This window comes from Streptomyces sp. NPDC001415 (assembly GCF_053597395.1).
This window is the reverse complement of sequence record NZ_JBSFIE010000001.1, coordinates 353,875-379,186: the sequence shown is the minus strand read 5'-3', so window position 1 is coordinate 379,186 and position 25,312 is coordinate 353,875. Positions and strand designations below refer to the sequence as shown.

The 25,312-nt window shown below is 70.5% G+C and carries 20 protein-coding genes and 1 pseudogene; 8 read left to right on the top strand and 13 right to left on the bottom strand.

Annotated features, from left to right (window positions below; genetic code table 11):
- Positions 1 to 35 precede the first annotated feature (35 nt).
- On the top strand, positions 36 to 911 hold the full coding sequence (locus tag ACWC2B_RS01665; RefSeq protein ID WP_450714416.1) for an MmyB family transcriptional regulator: 876 nt from the start codon (positions 36 to 38) through the stop codon (positions 909 to 911).
- Here the strand turns inward: ACWC2B_RS01665 and ACWC2B_RS01660 are convergent.
- Positions 884 to 2,344 (bottom strand): MFS transporter, encoded by a 1,461-nt coding sequence (locus ACWC2B_RS01660; RefSeq protein WP_450714415.1) that lies wholly within the window; start codon positions 2,342 to 2,344, stop codon positions 884 to 886. The two genes, ACWC2B_RS01665 and ACWC2B_RS01660, sit on opposite strands and share 28 nt — an antisense overlap.
- A gap of 154 nt (positions 2,345 to 2,498) precedes the next feature.
- On the opposite strand from ACWC2B_RS01660, the gene dusB reads away from it, so the two are divergent.
- The 3 genes from dusB to ACWC2B_RS01645 all read left to right on the top strand — a co-directional run bounded on the left by dusB (position 2,499) and on the right by ACWC2B_RS01645 (position 8,386).
- Positions 2,499 to 3,644, top strand: coding sequence for a tRNA dihydrouridine synthase DusB (gene dusB / locus ACWC2B_RS01655; protein WP_450714414.1), 1,146 nt, complete (start codon positions 2,499 to 2,501; stop codon positions 3,642 to 3,644).
- A 430-nt stretch (positions 3,645 to 4,074) separates the two neighbouring features.
- Positions 4,075 to 6,798, top strand: coding sequence for a pyruvate, phosphate dikinase (gene ppdK / locus ACWC2B_RS01650; protein WP_450714413.1), 2,724 nt, complete (start codon positions 4,075 to 4,077; stop codon positions 6,796 to 6,798).
- A gap of 556 nt (positions 6,799 to 7,354) precedes the next feature.
- On the top strand, positions 7,355 to 8,386 hold the full coding sequence (locus ACWC2B_RS01645; protein ID WP_450714412.1) for an ArsR/SmtB family transcription factor: 1,032 nt from the start codon (positions 7,355 to 7,357) through the stop codon (positions 8,384 to 8,386).
- On the opposite strand, the gene ACWC2B_RS01640 is transcribed toward ACWC2B_RS01645, so the two are convergent.
- The 4 genes from ACWC2B_RS01640 to ACWC2B_RS01625 form a co-directional block, all read right to left on the bottom strand.
- On the bottom strand, positions 8,344 to 9,222 hold the full coding sequence (locus ACWC2B_RS01640) for a carbohydrate ABC transporter permease (RefSeq protein WP_450714411.1): 879 nt from the start codon (positions 9,220 to 9,222) through the stop codon (positions 8,344 to 8,346). The genes ACWC2B_RS01645 and ACWC2B_RS01640 overlap by 43 nt on opposite strands.
- Complete coding sequence (locus ACWC2B_RS01635) at positions 9,222 to 10,130, bottom strand: carbohydrate ABC transporter permease (protein WP_450714410.1); 909 nt, start codon at positions 10,128 to 10,130, stop codon at positions 9,222 to 9,224. The genes ACWC2B_RS01640 and ACWC2B_RS01635 overlap by 1 nt, the downstream gene beginning before the upstream one ends.
- A 37-nt stretch (positions 10,131 to 10,167) precedes the next feature.
- A complete protein-coding gene (locus tag ACWC2B_RS01630; RefSeq protein WP_450714409.1) occupies positions 10,168 to 11,421 on the bottom strand; it encodes an ABC transporter substrate-binding protein in 1,254 nt (417 codons plus the stop codon).
- Positions 11,422 to 11,601: 180 nt separating this feature from the next.
- The gene (locus ACWC2B_RS01625) at positions 11,602 to 13,467 is read right to left on the bottom strand and encodes an APC family permease (protein WP_450714408.1); all 1,866 of its coding nucleotides are present in this window, start codon (positions 13,465 to 13,467) and stop codon (positions 11,602 to 11,604) included.
- Positions 13,468 to 13,714: 247 nt separating this feature from the next.
- Here ACWC2B_RS01625 and ACWC2B_RS01620 point away from each other — a divergent pair, with 247 nt between their 5' ends.
- Positions 13,715 to 14,119 carry a VOC family protein gene (locus ACWC2B_RS01620; RefSeq protein WP_053727554.1) on the top strand — a complete coding sequence of 135 codons (405 nt, stop codon included), beginning with the start codon at positions 13,715 to 13,717 and terminating at the stop codon, positions 14,117 to 14,119.
- A gap of 21 nt (positions 14,120 to 14,140) precedes the next feature.
- Here the strand turns inward: ACWC2B_RS01620 and ACWC2B_RS01615 are convergent, their stop codons facing one another.
- The 6 genes from ACWC2B_RS01615 to ACWC2B_RS01590 form a co-directional block, all read right to left on the bottom strand.
- Positions 14,141 to 15,064, bottom strand: coding sequence for an oxidoreductase (locus ACWC2B_RS01615; RefSeq protein ID WP_450714407.1), 924 nt, complete (start codon positions 15,062 to 15,064; stop codon positions 14,141 to 14,143).
- Between the two features lie 60 nt (positions 15,065 to 15,124).
- Positions 15,125 to 15,889: an SDR family NAD(P)-dependent oxidoreductase gene (locus tag ACWC2B_RS01610; RefSeq protein WP_450714406.1), complete on the bottom strand. Its 765-nt coding sequence runs from the start codon at positions 15,887 to 15,889 to the stop codon at positions 15,125 to 15,127.
- 162 nt (positions 15,890 to 16,051) lie between these two features.
- Positions 16,052 to 16,636, bottom strand: coding sequence for a TetR/AcrR family transcriptional regulator (locus ACWC2B_RS01605; protein ID WP_450714405.1), 585 nt, complete (start codon positions 16,634 to 16,636; stop codon positions 16,052 to 16,054).
- Positions 16,637 to 16,651: 15 nt separating this feature from the next.
- Positions 16,652 to 16,984: a nitrite reductase small subunit NirD gene (gene nirD / locus ACWC2B_RS01600; protein ID WP_450714404.1), complete on the bottom strand. Its 333-nt coding sequence runs from the start codon at positions 16,982 to 16,984 to the stop codon at positions 16,652 to 16,654.
- Entirely contained in the window at positions 16,981 to 19,449 is a 2,469-nt protein-coding gene (nirB, locus tag ACWC2B_RS01595; protein WP_450714542.1) for a nitrite reductase large subunit NirB, read from the bottom strand. The genes nirD and nirB overlap by 4 nt, the downstream gene beginning before the upstream one ends.
- 46 nt (positions 19,450 to 19,495) lie before the next feature.
- On the bottom strand, positions 19,496 to 20,668 hold the full coding sequence (locus tag ACWC2B_RS01590) for an NAD(P)/FAD-dependent oxidoreductase (RefSeq protein ID WP_450714403.1): 1,173 nt from the start codon (positions 20,666 to 20,668) through the stop codon (positions 19,496 to 19,498).
- Between the two features lie 295 nt (positions 20,669 to 20,963).
- Here ACWC2B_RS01590 and ACWC2B_RS01585 point away from each other — a divergent pair, with 295 nt between their 5' ends.
- The 3 genes from ACWC2B_RS01585 to ACWC2B_RS01575 all read left to right on the top strand — a co-directional run bounded on the left by ACWC2B_RS01585 (position 20,964) and on the right by ACWC2B_RS01575 (position 24,101).
- A complete protein-coding gene (locus tag ACWC2B_RS01585) occupies positions 20,964 to 22,262 on the top strand; it encodes a sensor histidine kinase (RefSeq protein ID WP_450714402.1) in 1,299 nt (432 codons plus the stop codon).
- 109 nt (positions 22,263 to 22,371) lie between these two features.
- Complete coding sequence (locus tag ACWC2B_RS01580; RefSeq protein ID WP_450714401.1) at positions 22,372 to 23,025, top strand: response regulator; 654 nt, start codon at positions 22,372 to 22,374, stop codon at positions 23,023 to 23,025.
- Between the two features lie 296 nt (positions 23,026 to 23,321).
- Positions 23,322 to 24,101, top strand: a complete 780-nt coding sequence (locus tag ACWC2B_RS01575) for a sulfite exporter TauE/SafE family protein (protein WP_450714400.1) — start codon at positions 23,322 to 23,324, stop codon at positions 24,099 to 24,101.
- A gap of 272 nt (positions 24,102 to 24,373) precedes the next feature.
- Here the strand turns inward: ACWC2B_RS01575 and ACWC2B_RS01570 are convergent, their stop codons facing one another.
- Positions 24,374 to 25,042 (bottom strand): class F sortase, encoded by a 669-nt coding sequence (locus ACWC2B_RS01570; protein WP_450714541.1) that lies wholly within the window; start codon positions 25,040 to 25,042, stop codon positions 24,374 to 24,376.
- A 45-nt stretch (positions 25,043 to 25,087) separates the two neighbouring features.
- A pseudogene (locus ACWC2B_RS01565) lies at positions 25,088 to 25,312 on the bottom strand (hypothetical protein); the annotation flags it as partial.

The window sequence follows — 25,312 nt, the reverse complement described above, 5'->3', positions numbered from 1 at the left end:
CTGACAAGCATCGCCGGGTACGGCACCCTGAAGCCATGAGCACTGTGGCCCCGGCGAGCGATGTCCGCCGTCATGAGCTGGCCGAATTCCTGCGCAGCCGCCGCGAGCGCATCACCCCCGAGCAGGTGGGACTGCCGCCCGGCCGGCGCCGGCGCACCCCGGGGCTGCGCCGCGAGGAGGTCGCGCAGCTCTCCGCTGTCGGTGTCACCTGGTACACCTGGCTGGAGCAGGCCCGCGACATCCAGGTCTCCCCGCAGGTCCTGGACGCCCTCGCGCGGGCCCTGCTGCTCGACGCCAGCGAGCGCAGCCACCTGTTCTCGCTGGCCGGCGCCCTCGACCCGGCGCCGAACGCGGCATGCCCGAACGTGACCCCCGCGCTGCGCGCCATGCTCGACCAGCTGGGGCCGATCCCGGCCTGCATCCAGAACAGCCGGTACGACATCCTCGCGTACAACAGCACCTACGGACGGCTGCTCTGCGACCTCGACGCCCTGGCGCCCGAGGAGCGCAACTGCCTGTGGCTGGCCTTCACCAACGCCGACTGGCGGGCCTCGGTGGTCGATGTCGCCGAGGTGAACCGGGTGATGGCCGCCAAGTTCCGCGCCTCGATGGCCGAGCACCTGACCGAGCCCGCCTGGAAGGCGCTGCTGGCCCGGCTGACGGGCGCCTCGGAGGAGTTCCGCGAGGTGTGGGCCCGGCACGAGGTGGTCAACCAGGGCGGCAAGACCAAGTACCTCCGCAACGCCCAGGTCGGCCTGCTGTCCGTCGAGCACACCAACCTGTGGCTCGGGCCGTCGGCCGGTCCGCGGATGGTGATGTACGTGCCGACGGATGACGAAACCCGCGAACGCCTTGAGAAACTCAAGGAGTTGGCGGACGCCGATCAGGCATTGGCGTCCGCCGGGGCCTGAACGGCCGGCGCCTCCAGACGTTCCGCGGTCCGCCGTGCCGACTCCCGCGCCCACCGCCCGCTGGTCGCGAGCCCCACGCACAGCACGCTCAGACCGCAGCCCGTGATGATCCACCAGGCGGGCCGGGCGGCCCCGGGGAAGCTGTCGGCGTACGCGCCGGACGCGACGCCCGCCATGCCGCCCGCGAGCACCGCGCCGATCACGGCCACGCCCAGCGTCTGGCCGATCTGGCGGCTGGTGGAGGCGACCGCGGCGGCCACGCCTGCCTGGGAGCGGGGCATTCCGGAGACCGCGGTGTTGGTGATGGGTGCGTTCACCATGCCGAAGCCGAGGCCGAACAGGACGTACCCGGCGAACAGCAGCGCCGTGGTCCGCTCGGCGTCGAAGACCGCGAAGAGCAGCCCGCTCGCGGCCATCGCGATGCCCGCGACCAGCAGAGACAGGCGCGGCCCGCGGCTGCCGACGAGGCGGCCCGACAGGGGCGCGCAGACGAAGGTGAGCGCGGCCATGGGCAGCATGTAGAGCCCGGCGTTCAGGGCGCTCAGACCGCGGGCGTTCTGCAGGTACAGCGTGTTGAGGAAGAGGAACCCGCCGAGCGCGGCGAACGCCGAGACGGCTATGACGGTGGCGCCGCTGAACGGGGCGCTGCGAAAGAAGCGCAGGTCGATGAGGGCCTCGGCGCGCCGAGGCTCGTACACCAGGAGGGCGGTGAGCGCGGCGACGGCGATGGCGGCGAACGCCAGGATCTGCGGCGCGTCCCAGCCGGCGCTGGGCACCTCGATGATCGCGTACGTCAGCGAGCCGAGCAGCGCGATGACCAGCATCTGGCCGACCGGGTCGGGGCGGCGCGGCTTGGGGGCGCGCGACTCGGGGACGTAGCGCCAGGTCAGGAAGAGGGCGAGCAGCCCTACCGGCAGGTTGAGCCAGAAGATCGATCGCCAGCCGACCGACTCGACGAGCACACCGCCGATGATCGGGCCCGCGGCCATCGAGATGCCGACGACACCGCCCCAGACGCCTATGGCGCGGGCGCGTTCGCGCGGGTCGGTGAACGTGTTGGTGATGATCGACATCGCGACGGGGTTGAGCATCGAGCCGCCGACCGCCTGCACCATCCGGAAGGCCACCAGGGATCCCAGATCGGGCGCGAGCGAGCAGAGCACCGAACCGATGGTGAACAGGACAAGGCCCGCCTTGAAGACCTTGCGGCGCCCGATGCGGTCGGCGGTCGAGCCCGCCAGCATCAGGAGCGAGGCGAGGACCAGGGTGTATGCGTCGATCGTCCACTGCAGGCCGGAGACACCGGCGTGGAAGTCCTTCTGCATGGAGGGGAGGGCGACATTGAGGACGGTGTTGTCGAGGCTGACGATCAGCAGGCTCATGCAGCAGATCGCCAGGATGAGCATCCGTCGGCGGTGGTTCGGCTCGGACATGACATCGATAGTACGCCTAACTAATGAACCTCTGTCGACGCGACCCCGGTGGCGGCGGTCCCGGTACCGCCGATGCCGGTACCAGCGGCCCCGGTACCGGCGCTACCGGCCTGCGCGCCCCCGTCGTCCACAGCCTCGAAGAGCCGCCGCCGGCATGCGCGACAATGAACAGATGACCCCGCTCTCCATCGGCCCGCACACCGTGCAGCCGCCCGTGGTGCTCGCACCCATGGCCGGCATCACCAACGCTCCGTTCCGCACCCTGTGCCGCGAGTTCAGCGGCGGCAAGGGGCTGTTCGTCAGCGAGATGATCACGACGCGAGCGCTGGTCGAGCGCAACGAGAAGACCATGCAGCTCATCCACTTCGACGAGACCGAGACCCCGCGCTCGATCCAGTTGTACGGAGTGGACCCGGTCACCGTCGGCAAGGCCGTCCGCATGATCGTGGACGAGGACCTCGCCGACCACATCGACCTCAACTTCGGCTGCCCGGTCCCCAAGGTGACCCGCAAGGGCGGCGGCTCGGCGCTGCCCTACAAGCGGCCGCTGCTGCGCGCGATCCTGCACGAGGCCGTCACGGGCGCAGGGGACCTGCCGGTCACCATGAAGATGCGCAAGGGCATCGACGACGACCACATCACCTTCCTCGACGCCGGCCGGATCGCCGCCGAGGAGGGCGTCACCGCGATAGCGCTGCACGGCCGCACCGCCGCCCAGCACTACGGCGGCACCGCCGACTGGGACGCCATCGCCCGCCTCAAGGAGCACGTCCCCGAGATCCCGGTGCTCGGCAACGGCGACATCTGGTCCGCCGAGGACGCCCTGCGCATGGTCAAGGAGACCGGCTGCGACGGCGTCGTGGTCGGCCGCGGCTGCCTCGGGCGGCCCTGGCTCTTCGGTGACCTGGTCGCCGCGTTCGAGGGCACGGATTCCTTCGCGCGGCCCACGCTGCGCACGGTCTCCGAGGTGATGCTGCGGCACGCGACGCTGCTCGGCGAGTGGATCGGCGACGAGACGCGCGGCGTGATCGACTTCCGCAAGCACGTCGCCTGGTACCTCAAGGGCTTCGCGGTCGGTTCGCAGCTGCGCAAGAGCCTGGCCGTCACCTCGTCCCTGGACGAGCTGGCTGCTCAGTTGAGCGAGCTGGACCTGGACCAGCCGTGGCCGGACGGCGCCGACGGCCCCCGCGGCAGAACGTCCGGAAACAACCGGGTCGTCCTGCCGGACGGCTGGCTGAAGGACCCGTACGACTGCTCCGGCATCAGCATGGAAGCCGAGCTGGACACCTCCGGCGGCTGATCCGGGCCGGTTCGGGTCAGCCGGACCGGCCAAGGCGGCGTCCAAAGAGCCGTCCGAAGAGTGGAATTCCGCTCGATCGAGCGCGTGATTCTCGCCACCCCTGATAGGGGTTGCGCTCAGATGAGCGCTTTACATGTGGCTGCATCTCTGAAAGGGGTGGCACTCAGTGCCACCCCTTCAGTGTTCAAGTACTGAACTCACTTGGCGTGGAGTCCGCTCAAGTGAGCGCATATTGGCCCGTTCTTGACCTACTCCCTTCAACTGATGAAGGGAAGGCTCCCTCGTTCGTTACGCGCCAGTCACTTTCGATCTGGTGGCGGACGAGTGGTTACGCCCCCGTGACGCGCAAGTGGACGTACCCAGACACCTTCGATCTGGGTATGTTCCTCGCCGTCAGGGCAGCCACCGCGGATTCGAGGAGTCGAGACCCGTGTCGGAAGACAAAGACCTCCAGCACACCCAGAAGTTCGTCTACGACTTCACCGAGGGGAACAGGGACCTCAAGGACCTCCTCGGAGGCAAGGGCGCGAACCTCGCCGAGATGACCAATCTCGGTCTCCCGGTCCCTCCCGGGTTCACCATCACCACCGAGGCGTGCAAGGTCTACCTCGACAGCGGTGACGAGCCCGCCGAGCTGCGCGACGAGGTCAGCGCACACCTCGACGCCCTCCAGCAGACGATGGGCAAGAAGCTCGGCCAGGCCGACGACCCGCTGCTCGTCTCCGTCCGCTCCGGCGCCAAGTTCTCCATGCCCGGCATGATGGACACCGTCCTCAACATCGGGCTCTCCGACGAGTCGGTGGCCGGCCTCGCCAAGCAGTCCGGCGACGAGCGCTTCGCGTGGGACTCCTACCGCCGCCTGATCCAGATGTTCGGCAAGACCGTGCTCGGCGTGGACGGCGAGCTCTTCGAGGAGGCCCTGGAGGACACCAAGGCCGCCAAGAAGGTCACCGTCGACACCGACCTCGACGCGGGCGACCTGAAGAAGCTGGTCAAGCAGTTCAAGAAGATCGTCAAGTCCGAAGCCGGGCGCGACTTCCCGCAGGACCCGCGCGAGCAGATGGACCTCGCGATCCGCTCGGTCTTCGAATCCTGGAACACCGACCGCGCCAAGCTCTACCGCCGCCAGGAGCGCATCCCGGGCGACCTCGGCACCGCGGTCAACATCTGCTCCATGGTCTTCGGCAACCTCGGCCCCGACTCGGGCACCGGCGTCGCCTTCACCCGCGACCCCGCCTCGGGCCACCAGGGCGTGTACGGCGACTACCTGCAGAACGCCCAGGGCGAGGACGTCGTCGCGGGCATCCGCAACACCGTGCCGCTCGCCGAGCTGGAGTCCATCGACAAGAAGTCGTACGACCAGCTCATGCAGATCATGGAAACGCTTGAGACCCACTACAAGGATCTCTGCGACATCGAGTTCACCATCGAGCGCGGCCAGCTCTGGATGCTCCAGACCCGGGTCGGCAAGCGCACCGCCGGTGCCGCCTTCCGGATCGCCACCCAGCTGGTGGACCAGGGCCTCATCGACGAGGCCGAGGCCCTCCAGCGCGTCAACGGCGCCCAGCTCGCCCAGCTGATGTTCCCCCGCTTCGACGAGGCGGCCAAGAGCGACCTCATCGGCCGGGGCATCGCCGCCTCGCCCGGCGCGGCGGTCGGCAAGGCGGTCTTCGACTCGTACACCGCCGTCAAGTGGTCCCGCTCCGGCGAGAAGGTCATCCTGATCCGCCGCGAGACCAACCCCGACGACCTGGACGGCATGATCGCCTCCGAGGGCATCCTGACCTCGCGCGGCGGCAAGACCTCGCACGCCGCCGTCGTCGCCCGCGGCATGGGCAAGACCTGTGTCTGCGGCGCCGAGGAGCTGGAGGTCGACACCAAGCGCCGCCGCATGACCACCCAGGCGGGCACCGTCATCGAAGAGGGAGACCTCGTCTCCATCGACGGCTCCACCGGCAAGGTCTACCTCGGCGAGGTCCCCGTCGTGCCCTCGCCCGTCGTCGAGTACTTCGAGGGCCGCATGCACGCGGGCGCCGACGACGCCGACGAACTGGTCCAGGCCGTCCACCGGATCATGGCCTACGCGGACCGGGTGCGCCGGCTGCGCGTACGGGCCAACGCCGACAACGCCGAGGACGCCCTGCGGGCCCGGCGGTTCGGCGCCCAGGGCATCGGCCTGTGCCGCACCGAGCACATGTTCCTCGGCGAGCGGCGCGAGATGGTCGAGCGGCTCATCCTCGCCGACACCGACGACGAGCGCGAAGGGGCACTCAGTGCCCTGCTGCCGCTCCAGAAGAAGGACTTCGTCGAGCTGTTCGAGGCGATGGACGGCCTCCCCGTCACCGTCCGCCTCCTCGACCCGCCGCTGCACGAATTCCTGCCCGACATCACCGAGCTGTCGGTCCGCGTCGCGCTCGCCGAGTCCCGCAAGGACGCCAACGAGAACGACCTGCGCCTGCTCCAGGCCGTGCACAAGCTGCACGAGCAGAACCCCATGCTGGGCCTGCGCGGCGTACGCCTTGGCCTCGTCATCCCCGGCCTGTTCGCCATGCAGGTACGGGCGATCGCCGAGGCGGCCGCCGAGCGCAAGAACGCCAAGGGCGACCCCCGCGCCGAGATCATGATCCCGCTCGTCGGCACCGTCCAGGAGCTGGAGATCGTCCGCGAGGAGGCCGACGCCGTCATCGCCGAGGTCGAGGCCGCCACCGGCACCGCACTCAAGCTGACCATCGGCACCATGATCGAACTGCCCCGCGCCGCCCTGACGGCCGGTCAGATCGCCGAAGCCGCCCAGTTCTTCAGCTTCGGCACCAACGACCTCACCCAGACGGTCTGGGGCTTCTCCCGCGACGACGTCGAGGCCAGCTTCTTCACCGCGTACCTGGAGAAGGGCATCTTCGGGGTCTCGCCCTTCGAGACCATCGACAAGGACGGCGTCGGCTCCCTCGTGCGCTCCGCCGTCGAGGCCGGCCGGGCCACCCGCCCCGACCTGAAGCTCGGCGTCTGCGGCGAGCACGGCGGCGACCCCGAGTCGGTGCACTTCTTCCACGAGGTGGGCCTGGACTACGTGTCCTGCTCGCCGTTCCGCATCCCCGTGGCCCGCCTCGAAGCCGGCCGCGCGGCAGCCGAGTCGAAGGGCAGCGACTCCCGCTGAGACCCCGGAGCCGCCGCCGGGTCCCCGACCCTCAACACCGATCCGGCGGCGGCTCCGGAACACAAGAAGGGGCAGCAACCCTGTGCGGGGGTGCTGCCCCTTTTGCCTTCCCGCCCCCACCGGGACGCGGTAAGCGTTTGCCGTACGGTGCACGCCCCTACAGCGCCGAGGTGTGCGAGCGCTTAATTCCTGTTGAATGGCGGACATTTAACGGCGTGGTGGCCGGAAATGCAGAGTGCGGTTCACGGATCCCCACCCGTGAACCGCACTCTGTCAACCGCGCCGAGCACGGAGCCGCCACCTACGCCCACCGCCGCCAGAACCTGTGAAGCCCCCCACGGTCTTCGCAGAATCTTTCCGGTTGGCCCGGTGTCGTGCCCGACGAGGTACAGCTTTTCGTCCCCGGCACCCCTGGCGCGAGGCCTTTCAACTGTGGCTGAAAGGCCCGTGGTCACGGGCAGTGACGGGAGGCATACTCAGTCGAGTCGGTCGGGGGATCAATTGCGGATGCAACACAACGCAACAGGTTGCAACACAGTGGACAGGTGGGGTTTCGGTGCTGCGCATTCATTTCACCGGCGAGGATCTGGCTCGGCTCCGTATGGCGCCGGGTCCCGACACGCTGTGGGAAACGATTCTCAGCTTTCACCGCTTAAGGGACCGGCGGGGTGCCTCCGTATTCGGTGAATGGCGACAGGAAACTCGCGGCCGGTTGAGCGGAGAAACGCGATTGCTCTCCGCAATCGTTCCGTGTCGGGGATATTTCCCCGACTTTCTCACGCCGCCCCGGGGCCCGCATTCCCTGGAGAGCGGTCTCGAACGAATTCGCGAGACCGGACCCGAACGGCTGCACGCCGAACTCTCCCGGCTCCCCGCCGGCCGCCCGACCGCCGGCTGGGCGGCCACGCTCGCGGACGGCTGCACCACCCAACTCGGCCGCCTCGCCGACGCGTTGGCCGCCTACCACCAGGCGGCCGTCTCCCCGTACTGGGCGCACATACAGACCCGCGTCGACGCCGACCGGGCGGCCCGCGGCCGGGCCCTGCTCGACGGCGGAGCCGACGAACTCCTCGCCTCGCTGCCGCCGATGCTGCGCTGGCGCGCACCCGTCCTGGAGGCCGACTACCCGGTCGACCGCGAACTCCACCTGGACGGGCGGGGGCTGCTCCTGCAGCCCTCCTTCTTCTGCCGCCGCACCCCGGTCGCCCTCCAGGACCCCAAGCTGCCGCCCGTGCTGGTCTACCCGGTCACGCACACCCAGGCGCCGTACGAGTCCCCGCCGGGCCCCGACCGCGGCACCTCGCTCGGCCGGCTCGTCGGCCACACCCGCTCCAGCGTGCTCCACTCCATCGGCAACGGCTGCACCACCAGCGAACTCGCCCGCAGGGCAGGCGTTTCGCTCGCCTCCGCCAGCCAGCACGCCGGGGTCCTGCGCGACGCCGGACTCCTGGTCACGCTGCGGCACGGCAACTCCGTATTGCATACGCTGACCCCGCTCGGCTCCGCGCTGCTGTGCGGCGGGACCCCGCGCGTGCCGCGGCCGCGTCAGTCGTCGATCCCCGAGCGCTCCACGCCCGCCACGATGTAGCGCTGGAGCAGCAGGAAGACCAGGACCAGCGGGACGATGGAGACGGCCGCCGCCACGAACAGCTCGTGCAGATGGACCACCTGGGCGGTGGTGAACGTGGAGAGCGCCACCTGCACCGTCCAGGCATCCCGGTCCTGGCCGATGACCAGCGGCCACAGAAAGGAATTCCAGGCACCGATGAACACAATGGTGCCGACGGCCGCGAAGACCGGGCGCGCATTGGGCACGACGATCCTCCAGTACGTACGCCAATATCCAAGTCCGTCGACGCGGGCCGCATCCTCCAACTCCCGTGGAAATCCGGTGAAGAACTGGCGAAAGACGAAGCACGCGAACCCGGAGAACAGGGTGGGGATGATCAGGCCGCGCAAGCTCGACACCCAGCCGAGGGACGAAACAAGAACGAAACTTGGTACGAACGTGACCGCCGCCGGAACCATCAGCGTGCCGATCACCGCGTAGAAGACCTGGTTGGCGAAGCGGTACGGGATCCGCGCGAGGCCATACCCCGCGAGAGAGGCGAACAGCAGGGTGCCCACCGTCGTGGCGACCGCGATCAGCGCCGAGTTGAGCAGCGAGCGGGCCATCGGGACCGCCGGGTCGTCGAAGAGCTCGCGCACGTTCGACCAGTGCAGGGTGGACGGGAAGAACGTCCACTCCGGCGAGGTGATGTCCTGCTCCGCCGCCAGCCCGTTGCGGACCAGGAGGTAGAAGGGAACCAGGAACAGCACGGCGAGCGCGGCCAGGATCACCCAGCGCAGGGCGCGCCCGACCCGAACGAGAGCCTCGTCGGGGCCGTTGTGCCTTCGTGCGCCGGGCCGGCGGGGCGCGGTCATCAGTCGGCCTCCTTCCTGCCCAGGCCGAACCAGCGGGCCTGGAACACCGTCACCACCGCGATGATCAGCGCGAGGATCACCGCGCCCGCGCTGCCCATCCCCAGGTTCTGCCCCTGGCCGAGGGCGGTGTAGTAGAGATAGACCAGTGGCGGGCGGGCGTAGGGCGGATAGCCGCGGGCGTCGGAGAGCAGGTTGTAGAACTCGTCGAACGCCTGGAACGCGTTGATCACCAGAAGCAGCACCACCGCGATCGACGTGGTGCGCAACTGGGGAAAGGTGATGTGCCGGAACACCTGCCAGCCGGGCCGGGCGCCGTCGACCGCGGCCGCCTCGTACAGGCGCGGGCTGATCCGCTGGAGCCCCGCCAGGAACAGGATCATGTAGAACCCGGCCTGAAGCCACAGCCGTACGGTCACGATCACCAGCCAGTACCAGGGCGGATGCGTCGTCGAGAGCCAGGCCGTCTGATCGGCGCCGAACCAGCCGAGCACGGTGTTCGCGAGCCCGAACCGCACCCCGTTGAAGATAGACATCTTCCAGATCAGCGCGGCGACCACGTAGGAGCAGGCCGCGGGCAGGAAGAACACCGAGCGGAAGAACGCCTGGAAGCGGCGGATCCGGTTCACCATCAGCGCGAGGCCGAGCGCGAGCGCGTACGTCGCGGGGACGATGAACAGCGAGAACACCGCGAACGTCCCCAGGCTGGACGTGAACGCGCCGTCCCTCAGCATCGCCGTGTAGTTGTCGAACCCCACGAAGTCGGTGGGCGAGACCGTGTTGTGGGCGTCGAAGAAGCTGAGGTAGACGCTCCACAGGAGCGGGACGTAGGTGAAGAGGGCGAGCCCGGCGGCGAAGGGGCCGACGAAGATCCAGAACCACAAGGTGTTGTCTGAAATACGTCTACGCATGACTGTCATCCGTCCTCTGTCAGCGCTTCTCCGCCTCTCAGTGCTTCTTCACCCTCTGAAGTTCGTCGTTGGCCTTTCGGATGACAGATTTCAACTCGCTGTCAGGACTGGCCCCGTCCTTGATGATCCGGCTCAGCGCGTCCTGGTAGGCGCTCTGCAGCGTCGGCGTCCACAGCAGGGGCTGGGCGTAGCCGTGGTCCGTCGCGTACCTCACCGCGTCGGCCGCCGGGCCCTGCCGCAGCTTGGCCGCCTTCTTCGCGAGGGAGAGCCGGGCCGGGATGTGGAAGCCGTAGGAGAGCGCGAAGTCCTCCTGGAAATCGGTGCGTTCCACCCACAGCCACTTCACATACGCCTTCGCCTCGGCCTGGTGCTTCGAGCGGGTGGACACCGCGGCGGCGTACGCCCCGACCGGCACCGAGGGCTTCCCGTTCGGGCCGTCCTCGGGGAAGGGCAGCACCCCGAAGTCGTCCCCGAGCGCCTTCTGCACGGCGGGCAGCGCCCACAGCCCCGACCACTGCATCGCGGTCAGGCCCTGGAGGAACGCGGAGGGGTCCGACCAGTCGGTGGGCGCCCCCAGCAGCAGCGACTTGTCGGCGTACAACTGGTGCAGCTTGCCGAGCGTGCGGGAGGCGGCCGGGTCGTCGAAGCCCGCTCTGCCGTCGGCGGTGACCAGGCTCAGCCCGGCCGCGTACAGCGGCGTACCGCCGAGGACGCCCGCTCCGCCGTCATTGCCGAGGAAGAGCCCCTTGACCTTGTTCCGCGTCAACGCCTTCGCCGCGTCGACGAGTTGATCAAGAGTCTCCGGCGGCTGAACACCCGCATCCTTGAGAAGGCTCTTGCGGTAGTAGAGGAACTGCGTGTCGACGACCTGCGGGATGCCCCAGATCTTCCCGTCGTACGTCTTGGGCGCGAGCACGGCCGGGTTGAAATCGTCCTTCACCCCGTCGAGCAGGGCGGTGAGATCGGCGACCTGGCCACCCTGGATCTGGCCCAGGGTCGGCCCGTTGACCTCGAAGACGTCCGGACCCGAATCGGTGAGCAGCGCGGCTGCGGTCTGCTGGTCGTAGGCGCCGGGCCGCCACTGGACGGTGACCTTCACCTTGCCGTACGCGGCCGCATAACGGCGGACGGCGGCCTCGGTCCCGGCCTCACCGTACTGGTGGTACCAGTGGTCGAGCGTGCCCTTCCCGTCCGGTGAACTCCCTTTGTCACGGCCGGTGTTGGACCCGCATGCGCTGAGCAGACCGAGTGCGGCCCCGGTGCCGAGCAGTGTCCGGCGGCTGATCGTCATGGCGTACGCCCCCTGTTCGTCATCCCGCTGTACGCCTCAACGATCAACCATGCAGGGGGATTACGACAGCGTTATTGCGGCGATGTGTCAGCCCGGCCGGATGCGGCCGGCCGGGCGCGCCGGGGGCGGGGCGGTCGGGCCTTGGCGCGGGCGGTCGTCAGGTATCGACGCGGCCGGCCGTCAGGCCTCGGCGCGGCACGCGGTCGGGCCGAGCCGGAAGCGGAGCCGGCAGATCACCGCGTCGGTGTCCTTGCGGACGGCGTGGGCGAGGACGGCGCCGCGCTGGTTCTGCAGCACCCGCTGCCAGATGTGCGCGGGCTCCACCTCCGGTATCAGCACGGTGACCCGCGTGTGCGGGTGGTAGGCGTGGACACGGCTCACATAGGCGGCGACCGGACGGCCCAGGCTCCGGTGCTGGGAGGTCAGCTCGACCAGCTCCACGCCCGGATTCCACAGCTCCCAGTCCCGGCGCAGCGCCTCCGTGTCGCGCCGGTCCTCCTCGTCGGGATGGCTCACCGTCACGGCCCGTACCTCGTCGCCCAGGGACACGGCGGCGTTCAGGGCCTCGCGGGTCAGCCGCGACAGGTGGGAGACCGGCACGATCACCAACGACCGGTCACGGCGCGGCGGTTCGGGCACCCGGCCCAGGCCCAGACGGTCCGCGATCCGCCCGTACGCCCGGTGCACCGCCTCGAAGGCGAGCACCAGGAGCGGCAGCGCGATGACGATCAGCCAGGCACCCTCGGCGAACTTGATGGCGGTGACCACGACCGCGGAGACGCCGGTGAGGACGGCGCCGAAGCCGTTGAGAAGGGCCTTCCACAGCCAGCCGGGGGAGCGCTCCCCACGCCAGTGGATCACCATGCCGGTCTGGCAGATGGTGAAGCCGACGAACACGCCGATCGCGAACAGCGGGACCAGGGTGTTGGTGTCGCCGCCCGAGAAGACCAGGAGCGCGGCGGACACGGCGGCAAGGGCGAGCACGCCGTGCCGGTGCACCTGACGGTCGGCCTTGAGGCCGAAGACGTGCGGCAGATAGTTGTCGCGGGCCAGCAGCGACATCAGCACGGGCAGCCCTCCGAAGGAGGTGTTCGCGGCGAGCGCCAGAAGAACGACGGTCGCGAACTGTACGACGTAGAAAGCCCAGTTGTGGCCGAGGGACGCGTCCGCGAGCTGGGCGAGGACGGTGACGCCCTCGACCGGCTGGAGATGGAAGCGGCCGATGAGGACCGAGAGACCCACCAGCATGACCCCGAGCAGCGCGCCGAGCGCCACCTCCGTGCGCTGGGCGCGCCGGGCGGCCGGGGCGCGGAACGACGGCACGGCATTCGCGACGGCCTCGACGCCGGTCAGCGCGGAACAGCCGGACGCGAACGCCTTGAGCAGCAGCAGCGCGCCGACGCCGGTGGCGTTCCCGGCGAGGACGGAGGCGTGGCCGTCGGCGGTGTACGTCGAGGCGGGCGCGGAGCGGAAGAGGCCGACGACGACGATCGCGAGGATGGAGGCGATGAACACCGCGGTCGGAACGATGAAGGCCTTCGCCGAGTCGACGATGCCGCGCAGGTTGACGGCGGTGACCAGGACGAGCACGCCGAGGCAGATGACGAGCCGGTCACCGTAGAGACCCGGGAAGGCCGAGGTCAGCGCGGCCACGCCCGCCGTGACGGACACGGCCACGTTCAGGACGTAGTCGAGGATCAGCGAGGCGGCGGCCACCAGGCCGGTGCGGGCGCCCAGATGGCGGCGGGCCACCGCGTAGGAGCCGCCGCCGCTGGGGAAGGCCGCGATGACCTGCCGGTAGGAGGCGACGAGCACCGCGAGCAGCCCGGCGATGGCCAGCGTCACGGGAAGCGTGAAGCCGAGCCCGTACGCACCGGCCCCGGCAAGGACCAGGACGACCGCCTCCGGGCCGTACGCCACGGAGGCCATCGCGTCGAGGGAGAGAGCGGCGAGACCCTGCGTGGCGGTGAGCCGGTGCCGGTCGACCGCTCCGGGAGGTTCTTCGGGGGCCGCGTCGCTGACGACGGCCTTCGACGTGGTGAGCATGCGCCCAGCGTGCGACCCGGGCAGGCGCCTCCCACACACCCTTGGCGCCCCCTTGTCGGGACGCGCCCGCATCCGTACGCGGTCTTGACGGGGCGGGCCTGCGGCTGTCAGGGGCTGGCGCCTTCGGGCGGCGGTTCCGCGCGGCTCTGCCGGCGGCCGGAAAATAAACGCGGCGCGGCGATTAGTTTTCGCGGGAGGCGCCGTCTACCCCTCGTAAGCAACGCCACCACCCACGAGGGAGCACGACATGCCCACCATGATCTTCGTCAATCTGCCGGTGAAGGACCTCGACCGCTCGAAGGACTTCTTCGGCAAACTGGGCTACTCCTTCAACCCCCAGTTCACCGACGAGAACGCCGGTTGCCTGGTCATCAGCGACACGATCTACGCCATGCTGCTCACCGAGCCGTTCTTCAAGGGCTTCACGAAGCGGCAGATCGCCGACACCGCGACGACCGTCGAGTCCATCGTCTGCCTGAGCGCGGACAGCCGCGAGGAGGTCGACCGGCTCGTCGACACCGCGCTGGCCTCCGGCGGCTCGCCCGCCCAGGAGACCATGGAGCAGGGGCCCATGTACGGCCGCTCCTTCCTGGACCCGGACGGGCACCACTGGGAGGTCATGTACATGGACCCGGCCGCGATCAACGCCTGAGCCGGGCCCCGCCGAGGGTCGTCACAGCGCTTCGTACGTCACGCCGGTGAGCTGCTCCGAGGCCGCCCAGAGACGTTCACCGGCGACGTCGTTCAAGGTCCACCTGGCCCGCCAGGACTTGGCGGGCGCGCCGCGCCACATCATCAGGGACGGGCCCGTGAACGAGTCGGGCCGCACCCCGGGCGCGGTCGCCGCGTACAGCGTGGGCAGCGCGCCGGCCTCGGCGGGCTGGGCCACGATGCGGTTGCCCAGCTCGACGATCCGCTCGGCGGCCCTGCGGCCCTCCATCCGTACGGCCCGCGTCTGGAGGTTGGTCGCGGCGTACCCGGGGTGCGCGGCCGCCGCGACGATGTCCGAGCCCGCCGCCCGCAGCCGTCGGGCGAGCTCGTGGATGAAGAGCAGGTTGGCTGACTTGGACCGCCCGTAGACGATCCAACGCCGGTAGTGGCGCTCGCTGTTGAGATCACCGATGTCGATATTGGCCAGGGCGTGCATCCCGCTGGACACGCTCACCACCCGCGCCGCCCCGGCCGCCCGCAGCCGGGGCAGCAGCAGTCCGGTGAGCGCGAAGTGCCCGAGGTGGTTGACGCCGAACTGCGTCTCGAACCCGTCGGCGGTCCTCCCCTGGGGGAGCGCCATCACGCCCGCGTTGTTGACGAGCAGATCGAGCCGCTCGTACGGGAACTTCGCGGCGAACTCCCGCACTGAGGCGAGGTCGGCCAGGTCGAGCTGCCTGAACTCGCCCTCCGCGCCCGGGACTTCGCTTCTGATGTGGTCCTCGGCCTCCCGGCCGCGCGTCTCGCTGCGGCAGGCGAGCACCACCCGCGCGCCACGACGGGCCAGCTCCCGCGCCGTGACCAGACCGATGCCGCTGTTCGCCCCGGTCACGACGGCCGTGCGACCGCTCTGATCGGGGATGTCCTGAGCACTCCAGCCCTGAGTCATACGCCCACCGTACCGGTGGGTATGTCGGGCGAGCGGGGCGGGGACGCGGGGGCGTACGGATCAGGCGGAGGCGCCGCCGTCGATGACGAGGTCCGCGCCGACGACCGAGGCGGCGCCGTCGGAGGCCAGGTACAGCACGGCCGCCGCGGCCTCGGCCGTGGTCGAGACCCGGCCGAGCGGCTGCACCTCCTTCATGCGGGTCGCCCGTTCGGCCTCGGTCTCGCCGGGGCGCAGCGACATGGCGGTGTCGAGGGGGCCGGGGCTCACCGCGTTGATCCGTATCCCGTCCTGGATGTGGTCCAGGGCGGCGCCCCTGGTCAGCGCACTGACGGCGGCCTTGGACGCGGCGTAGGCGGCAAGGCCGGGGCGGCGGCTGTGGGCGCCCAGGTTGGAGGCGACGTTGACGATCGCGCCGCCCGACTCCTGGGTGCGCATGTACGCGATCTCCGCCTGGAGCGCGTAGAGGACGCCGGTGACATTGACAGATATCAGCGTCTGCCAGTCACTCTCCGACAGCTCGGCGACGGGAGCGCCGCCGCGGAAGACCCCGGCGTTGTTGACCGCGACGTCGAGGGAGCCGAACCGTTCGACCACATCGGCCACCAGGCCGTGCACGGCAGGGGAGTCGGAGACATCGGCGGTGAACGCGGCCGCCGTGCCGCCCGCCTCCGCGATCAGGGCGACCGTCTCGTCGAGGGTCGCGGCCGTACGCCCGGCGACGGCGACCCGGGCCCCCTCGGCGGCGAAGGCGAGCGCGACGGCCCGGCCGAGCCCGGAACCGGCGCCGGTGACGAGAACGGTCTTGTGCGCGAAACGAGCAGACATATTCTTGACCAATCGTTCTGTTATGAGGGTATGGGTGAGAGTGCTGGAGGCCGGGGAGGGGAAAGGAGAAGGGGGGAAATGTCGGCGCGATGACGCTTGTCGGCTGACAGATTTCAGCCGTCAGCCGTCAGCCGTCAGCCGACAACCGTCAGCCCACGGATTTCAGTCGAGCACTGTCAGAATCTGTTCGGCCGCGTCTCGTACCCGCCCGGGGTCGCCCGACGCCTTGCCGACGACCCGTACCCCCTGGAGGAAGACGAGCAGCATGCGGGCGAGCCCGCGCGGGTCGCGGTCCGCCGCCAGTTCGCCCTGCGCCTGGGCCCGTACGAGCGCGGAGTGCAGCAGGGTCTCGACGTGCTCCCAGCTGAGTTCGACCCGGCGGGCGGCGGCGCTGTCGTGCGGCGCCAGTTCGGCGGCGGTGTTGGTGATGAAACAGCCGGTCAGGCGGGATGTGCCGGTTGTCGACTCGGCGGCGAAGCGGCGCACCACGCCGCGTACGGCGGGCAGCGCGGGGCCGGGCCCCGACAGTTCGGCGAGCAGCGCGGGGTCGCGGTGCTCGGCGTACCGGTCCAGCGCCTTCAGATACAGCTCGTGTTTGTTGCCGAACGTCGCGTAGATGCTGGCGCGGCCGATGCCGAGGTGCTCGACGAGATCCGCCATCGACGTCGCCTCGTAGCCGCGCCGCCAGAACAGCTCAAGGGCTGACTGGAGCGCGGCGTCGGGGTCGAATTCCTTGGTCCTGGCCACCCGGCCACAGTAGAACTAATTGGAACGGTCGGTCAAGTAAGTCTGGACGGCCTGCGCCTCGTCGTCGAGGCAGGTTCCTGTCTCCAGGTCGAAGCGGTGTTTCAGGAGCGGGGACGCGACATAGGGGCGGCCCTCCGGGGTCGAGCCGAGCAGTCCGCGGGAGAGGACGTAGGCGCCGGTGAAGGGGTCGCGGTTGTCGATCGCGTACGTACGGCCGCGGCGGTCGGTGAAGACGGCGGCCTGGCGGCCGTCGGGGAGCAGGGCCGCGACACCGCGCCCGGGGGTGAGGCGGGCGGCCTCGCAGATCTCGAACCAGCCGTCGTCCAGCTTGAGTTGGACCATCGTCATCGCGTCGCTCCCAGGGTGAGGAGGGGAAGTTCGGGCTTGATCTGGTCGCGCTCGGGGACGAACCGGACCGACGGGTCGGGCGCGCCGGGCGCGTTCACGAAGGACACGAAGCGGGCGAGCCGCTCGGGGTCGTCGAGGGTCTCGGCCCACTCGTCGCGGTAGCCCGCCACGTGCTCGGCCATCAGGGCCTCCAGCTCGGCGCAGATGCCGAGCGAGTCGTTCACCACCACGTCCTTGATGTGGTCAAGGCCGCCCTCGATCCGCTCCAGCCAGACCGACGTGCGCTCCAGGCGGTCGGCGGTGCGGATGTAGAACATCAGGAATCTGTCGATCAGACGGACAAGTTCGTCATCTGTCAGGTCCTGGGCCAGCAGATCGGCGTGCCGGGGGCTGGCGCCGCCGTTGCCGCCGACGTACAGGTTCCAGCCGTTGGCCGTGGCGATCACGCCGAAGTCCTTCGACTGGGCCTCGGCGCACTCGCGGGCGCAGCCGGACACCGCCGACTTCAGCTTGTGCGGCGAGCGCAGGCCCCGGTAGCGCAGCTCCAGGTCGATCGCCATCCGCACCGAGTCCTGCACCCCGTAACGGCACCAGGTCTGCCCCACGCACGACTTGACCGTGCGCAGCGACTTCCCGTACGCGTGCCCGGACTCGAACCCGGCGTCCACCAACCGGGTCCAGATGGAGGGGAGTTGGTCGACGCGCGCGCCGAAGAGGTCGATGCGCTGACCGCCGGTGATCTTCGTGTAGAGACCGAAGTCCCGTGCCACCTCGCCGATCACGATGAGCTTGTCCGGGGTGATCTCGCCGCCCGGGATGCGCGGCACGATCGAATAGGAGCCGTTGCGTTGCAGGTTGGCGAGGAAATGATCGTTGGTGTCCTGAAGCGAGGCCTGCTCGCCGTCCAGGATGTGCCCGTTTCCGAGGCTCGCCAGGATGGAGGCGATGGCCGGCTTGCAGATCTCGCAGCCCTCTCCGCCCCGCGCCTGCTCGCGCCCGTGCCCGTCGAGAAGCTCGGTGAAGGAGTTCAGGCGCAGCGCGAGCGCGATCTCGTACAGCTCCTGGCGGGTCTGTGCGAAGCAGCCGCACAGACCGCCGTCGCCGGACTTCGGGAGCAGCATGCCGATGGTCTTGACGCAACTGCCGCAGCCCGTACCGGCCTTGGTGCACTTCTTGACCTCGGGCAGCGAGGAGCAGGCGGTGATCGCGCCCTTGGTGACGTTGTGGCAGGAGCAGATGACCGCGTCGTCGGGCAGCGACTCCGGGCCGAGCGCGGCCGGTGCGCCGAGCCCGGCCGGCAGGACCAGCTGCTCGGGGGCGACCGGCGGCACGTGCCCGGTGAGCGGGCGCAGCATGCCGTACGCGTCCGCGTCGCCGACCAGGACGCCGCCGAGCAGCACGCCCTCGGACGACACGACGAGCTTCTTGTAGACGCCGGAACGCGAGTCCGAGTAGACGACGTCCAGACAGCCCTCGGCCGTGCCGTGCGCGTCGCCGAACGACGCCACGTCGACACCGAGCAGCTTCAGCTTCGTCGACAAGTCGGCCCCGGTGAAGGCGCGTCCGGTGTCGGCGGCGATCGCGTCGGCGGCCGTCTCCGCCATGTCGTACCCGGGCGCGACGAGTCCGTACACCCGGCCGTCCGAGGCCAGCGCGCACTCACCGATCGCGAACACCGAGGGGTCACTGGTGCGGCACTGTTCGTCGACGACGATGCCGCCGCGCTCGCCGACCGTGAGGCCGCAGTCGCGGGCCAGCTGGTCGCGGGGGCGGACACCGGCGGAGAAGACCACCAGGTCGGTCGACAGATGTGAGCTGTCAGAAAGTGTCATTCCACTGACGCGGCCCTCTTCCCCGGCCGTGATCTCCTGCGTGCCGACACCCGTGTGCACGGTGAGGCCCATGTTCTCGATGGTGCGAAGCAGCGCGGCGCCGCCGCCCTCGTCGACCTGCACCGGCATCAGCCGGGGCGCGAACTCCACGATGTGCGTGTCAAGGCCGAGCCCGCGCAGCGCGCCGGCCGCCTCCAGACCCAGCAGCCCGCCGCCCACCACCGCGCCGGTCGTCGCGGTCTTCGCGTACTCCTCGATGGCGAGCAGGTCCTCGATCGTCCGGTAGACGAAACAGCCGGGAGTGTCCTTACCGGGCACCGGCGGCACGAACGGGTACGAGCCGGTGGCCAGGACGAGCGTGTCGTACGCGAAGGTCCGCCCCGAGCGGGCGGTGACCGTGCGCGCGGCCCGGTCGACCGACTCGGCGGGATCGTCCACGTACAGCTCTATGTCGTGCCGCCGCATGAAGTCGTCGGGCACGAGGGTGAGTTCGTCGGGGGTCCTCCCCTCGAAGTACGAGGTGAGGTGGACGCGGTCGTAGGCCGGGCGGGGCTCCTCGCACAGCACGACCACCCGGGTCCGCCCGGTCGCGCCGCGCTCGGCGAGCGCCTCCAGGAAGCGCTGGCCGACCATGCCGTGGCCGACGACCACGATCGTGGAAAGGTGTTCGGTGGACACGTCAGGAACCTCCGTCGTGGGTGAGCAGGTGGAGCAGGGGCGCGTCCGGTACGGGCTCGTCGCCCTCCCAGGTCCGGGCGAGCGCCCCGACCGCCCCGAGATCGCCGAGGAGCACGCCCCCGACCAGCCGGTCGCCGCGCACGACGACCTTGCGGTAGGCGCCCCGGGTCGCGTCCGCGAGATGGGCCACGTCGTCGCCGGGGCGAGGCGTGGGCTCGCCGAACGCGGCGAGGTCCAAGGGGCGCGGGCCGCCCAGCGTGAGCCGGGTCAGACCGCGCGTACCCGCGTAGGAACCGCTCCCGGTCGCGAGCAACGCGCCGAGCGCGTCAGCCTGTTCGAGCGCCGGTCCCGCGAGCCCGTACACCGTGCCGCGATGCTCGGCACAGTCGCCGACGGCATGGATGTACGGGTCCGAGGTGCGCAGCTCGTCGTCGACGACGACACCCTGGCGGACGTCGAGCCCGGCGGTCAGCGCGAGGCTGGTGCGGGGGCGGACCCCGGTGGCGAGGACGACGAGTTCCGCGCCGAGCACGAATCCGTCCGCGAGCTCGACATCGGTGCCGGCCGGACCGGTGAGACCGCGCACCCGGCACTCGGTGTGCACCTCCACACCGAGAAGTTCGAGATGGGCGCGGACCAACGCCGAGGCGGCCGCATCCAATTGACGCTCCATCAGACGCTCACCCTGCTGGGCGAGGACGACCTGGGCGCCGCACTCGGCGAGCGCCCGCGCGGCCATCACGCCGAGCAGCCCCCCGCCGATGACCACCGCACGCGTCCCCTCGCGGGCCTTCTCGCGCAGCGCGAGCGCGTCGTCGAGGGTGCGGAAGGGGTGGACGCCATCGGGGAGCCGGCCCTCGCGCAGGCCCCTGAGCGGCGGCAGCACCGGGTTCGAGCCGGTCGCGAGCACGAGGCGCCCGTACGGGACGGCGCTGCCGTCGTCGCAGTGCACCACGCGGTCCGCGCGGTCGATCCGCACCGCCCGCACGCCGCGCCGCACCGGGACCGGAGGCAGCGAGATCACCTCGGGCCCGTACCGCCCGGCGAGCACCTCCGCGAGGAGCACCCGGTTGTACGGTGCGTGGGTCTCCTCGCCGATGACGGTCACCGGGACATGCCGGGCCAGGCGGGCACCCGCTGTGCCGCCGCCGATCACCACGATGTCCGTACTCATGTGCCCAGCGTGCGCGGCGGCTGTTACCCGCCCGCATCCCGCCTATTTCCACGGGGGAACCTTGCGCTCAGCGGGGCGGGGGGTGGGGTGTGAGGGGGCGGGGCGGGGGTGGGGGAGGCCGAACCTCAGGGGTTCGGGGCCACGGCCCTGGGGGTGGGGTAAACCGAACCATGAAGTTCCGTGCTGGCACGATCGAATCGAGGGGCCGGGGGCGGGAGCCTTGACGCATGGACCTCACACAGCGGCACTCGGCATCCACACACGCTCCTGACCAGCGGCTCTAGGGTGATTCCTCATGCACCGCCTGCGCCTTCCGGGCTCCTTGGAGTTCCCCTACCGGCGAGACCGGCTCGGCTCGATCGGCCGCTCCTCGCTCTACTCGCTCATCGCTCTGCCGATCGCCCTGACCGGGCTTGCCCTGGTCGTCGCGGTCCTGCTGATCGGGGCGGTGCTGTCGTGGACGGCGCTGGGGCTCTGGCTCATCGCCGCGGCCGTCCGCGGGGCCCTGGCCCTCGGGGACCTCCAACGAGCCCTGGCCCGCGGCCTGTTGGGGCTTGAGATAGACCCGCCGGCGCGGGCGGAGACGAGCGGCGTGTTCGACTGGCGGCGCTCGGTGCTGGGCGGGCGGCCCGGCTGGCGGGCGGTGGGCTGCGCGCTGGCGGCCCCGCTGACGGCCCTGCCGGCCCTCGGCTCCGTATGCATCGGCTTTGTGTACGGGGTGCTGCTGACCCTGCACCCGGTGCTCAAGCGCTGGAACTACTTCACGATCCGGGAGCCCGACGGTTCCGTACGGCAGGTGGGAATGGAGGTGGGCGGAGTGGAGCTCGACAGCTGGCCGCGGTGGCTGCTGCCCTTCGCCGTCGGCCTCCTGCTCCTGTACGCGGCACCGTGGCTGGTCCGCCACGCCCTCACCCCGCACCGGCTGCTGCTCACCGTGCTGCTCGGGCCGGACCGGGCGGACCAGCGCATCCGCACCCTGGAGGAGACCCGCGCCCAGGCCGTCGACGACGCGGCGGCCACCCTGCGCCGCATCGAGCGCGACCTCCACGACGGCACCCAGGCCCGCCTGGTGGGCCTGGGCATGCACCTCACGATGATCCGCGAACTGGTGGCGGGCGGCGCCGAGCAGGATCGCATCCTGCGCGTCGTCGAGACCGCGCAGGGCAACGCCAAGCAGGCCGTCGCCGATCTGCGCCACCTGGTCAAGGGCATCCACCCGCCCGTGCTCGACCAGGGGCTCGACACCGCGCTGGCCACCCTTGCCGCCGACAGCGCCCTGCCCGTCCGGGTGAGCTGCGGCATCGAGGGCAGACCGAGCCCGGCGGTCGAGTCCATCGCCTACTTCTGCACGGCGGAGCTCCTTGCCAACGCGGCCAAGCACAGCGGAGCTTCGGAGGTGACGGTCACGGTGCACGGCGCGGCGAAGATCCTGCTGCTCACCGTCGAGGACAACGGGCGCGGGGGAGCGGTGGTCGGCGCGGGCAGCGGACTGGCCGGTCTGCGAGCCCGGGTCCGTACCGTCGACGGCTCCCTGACCTGCGACAGCCCACCCGGAGGCCCTACGGTGGTGAGCGTGCTGATGCCCTTCAGATGAGCAGCGGCATCTGAACACGAGCGTTTGAACACGAGTACGTGAGCACGAGCGCGTGAGCACGAGCACCTGAACAGCACTGTCTGAACACCGAGAACAGGGCGGGTCATTCATGCGGGTCGTCATCGCCGAGGACTCCTCGATTCTGCGCGACGGGCTCGTCCAGCTCCTGGAGATGCGTGGGGTGGAGGTCGCGGCCGCCGTGGGGGACGCGCAGGCGCTGCTCGCCGCGGTCGCCGAGCACGGGCCGGACGCCGCGGTGGTGGACATTCGGCTGCCGCCGACGCAGACCGACGAAGGGCTGCGGGCGGCCGTGCAGATCCGCCGCACGGCGCCCGGTACCGGGGTGCTGATCTTCTCGCAGTACGTGGAGACCAAGTACGCGGCGCAGCTCGTCGGGGACGGCGGGGCCGGGGTCGGCTATCTGCTCAAGGAACGGGTCGTGGACATCGGCGAGTTCGTGAACGCCCTGGAGCGGGTGGCGGCGGGCGGCACCGCGCTCGATCCGGAGGTGGTGGCCCAACTGTTCGGCGCGAGCCGACGGGCCGCAGCGCTCGACGCGCTCACCCCGCGCGAGCGGGAGGTGCTCGGGCTGATGGCGGAGGGCCGCACCAACCATGCCATCGCCGGGTCGTTCGGGGTGTCGGAGCGGGCGGTGGAGAAACACATCGCGAACATCTTCGCCAAGCTGGACCTGCCGCCCTCCGAGTCGGGCCACCGGCGGGTGCTCGCCGTACTACGCTACCTGGACCGGCAAGGAGGCTGAAGGCGACCGGCACCCGGTTCGGAAGCGGGCGGGAAGCGGGCTGGAGGTGGGCCGGAGGTGGGTCGGAAGTAGGTCGGCTCAATCGGCGGTCAGCCCATCCTCAAGGGCTCCTTAAGGATCTCGGATCAGCCTCTGACCAGGCCTTTTCGCTCGCCGCACCGACCTAGGCTGCCGGGCGTGACGATCGATCGAGGCCACCGACCCGCAGCTCGCCGCGTACCCAGCCCGCTCAGATCTCGCTCAGGCATCCGGAAAGTAATAGACGCACCGGCCCACCGCTCCTTAAAGTCGCGATCATGCCCGACATATCGCTGACCATGATCATCGTGCTGTGCCTCGCCGCGGGTGCGGCCGGCTGGATCGACGCGGTGGTCGGCGGCGGCGGACTGCTCATGCTGCCCGCCCTGCTCCTCGGCCTGCCGCACGTCCCGGCCGCGCACATCCTCGGCACCAACAAGGCCGTCGCCATCGTGGGCACCTCCGGCGCCGCCGTGACGTATGTGCGCAAGGCGCCGGTGAACGTGAAGACGGCGGTACGGATCGGCCTCGCGGCGCTCGCGGGCTCCATGACCGGCGCGTTCTTCGCGGCCGGCATCAGCAGCGCGGTGCTGCGCCCGGTCATCCTGGTCGTGCTGCTCGGCGTCGCCGCGTTCGTCATGTTCAAGCCCGCGTTCGGCACCGGGGCCGGCGGGCAGCCGGTCACCCGGGCCCGTACCGTCACCGCGATCGTGCTCGTCGGCGGCGGCATCGGCCTCTACGACGGCCTCTTCGGCCCCGGCACCGGCACGTTCCTGGTCCTCGCCCTCACCGCCGTGCTCCACCTCGACCTGGTGACCGCGAGCGCCACCGCCAAGATCGTGAACGTCTGCACCAACATCGGCGCGCTCGCCATGTTCGCCTACCAGGGCAACGTCATGTGGCAACTGGCCGCGATCATGGCCGTGTTCAACCTCGCGGGCGGCCTGCTCGGCGCGCGCATGGCACTGCGAAAGGGCAGCGAGTTCGTGCGCGGAGTGCTGCTCGTGGTCGTCTTCTCGCTGGTCGCGAAGCTGGCCTTCGACCAGTGGAACGCGTAGGCGCTCCGCTTCGGGGAGGGGGCGGTCGTCGTTCTGCTGCGGGCGCAGGTGGTTGCTCGCGCAGTTCCCCGCGCCCCTGAACCCGTTTTCGGCCTCGGGCTGTGCGTGGTTGCTCGCGCAGTTCCCCGCGCCCCTGAACCCGTCTTCGGCCTCGGGCTGTGCGTGGTTGCTCGCGTAGCTCCCCGCGCCCCTGGACCCCCTTGGCCTCGGGTCGTGCGTGGGGGCTCGCGCTTCGGCGGCGGAGGCGCACCGCGGCACAGTCCGCGCCCCCTTCACGGCGCTCTGCCCGGTGTCCTCTGGGCCACCCCCGTCAGGTGGGCGAAGGCGACCACGTTGCCTCGGTAGCCGGTCTTCTCCGAGAAGCCCCCGCCGCACGTGATCAGTCGCAGCTCCGGCCGGGCGGCGGCCCCGTACACCTTGGCGTCCGGGAACGAGTCGTTCTCGTAGACCTCGACCGCGTCGACCTCGAACACCGCCGTCCGGCCGTCCTCGCGAGTCACTTCGACCTGGCTGCCCTTCTTCAGGGCGCCGAGCGCGTAGAAGACGGCGGGGCCGCGGGAGTCGTCGACGTGGCCCGCCATCACAGCCGTGCCCCGGGCGCCGGGCGCGGTGCCGCCCCTGTACCAGCCGGCCATGTTCGTGTTCCCCGGCGGCGGCACGTCCAGGCTGCGGTCGGGGCCGAGCCCGAGCCCCATCACGGGCGCGTCGACACGGATCGAGGGGATCTTGATCCGTACGGGTTCGGAGGGCGGCAGGCTCTCGACGGGCGGGAGTTCGGTCACGGCCCGCCCGGCGGACCCGGAGGGGGCGGAGCCCGCGATTCCGCCGCGCTGCGACGCCGGGCCCGCCGCGAACCTCTCCGCCGCCGTCGGCTGCGGCGGCTCCACGGACTCCAGGCCCCGCTCGATCAGCCACAGACCTACGAACGCGGTGACCACCATCAGCCAGCTCGCGTTGCGCCGCGCGGTCCGGTCCGACAAGGGCGGTCAGCCCCGGCCCTGCGCGCCGCTCGCCCGGCGACGCAGCAGCCAGGTGCCGCCCACGGCGGCCGCGGCCAGTACCGCCGCGCCCACCGCGATCTCGGTGGTGTCGGGGCTGATGCTGCCGCCGACCCCGGTCTTCACATGACCCCGCGGGTCGCCGTTGTCCAAGGGCTTGTCCTTGCCGCGCTGGTCGTTCCCGTCCCCGGGTTTGTCCTTGCCGCGCTGGTC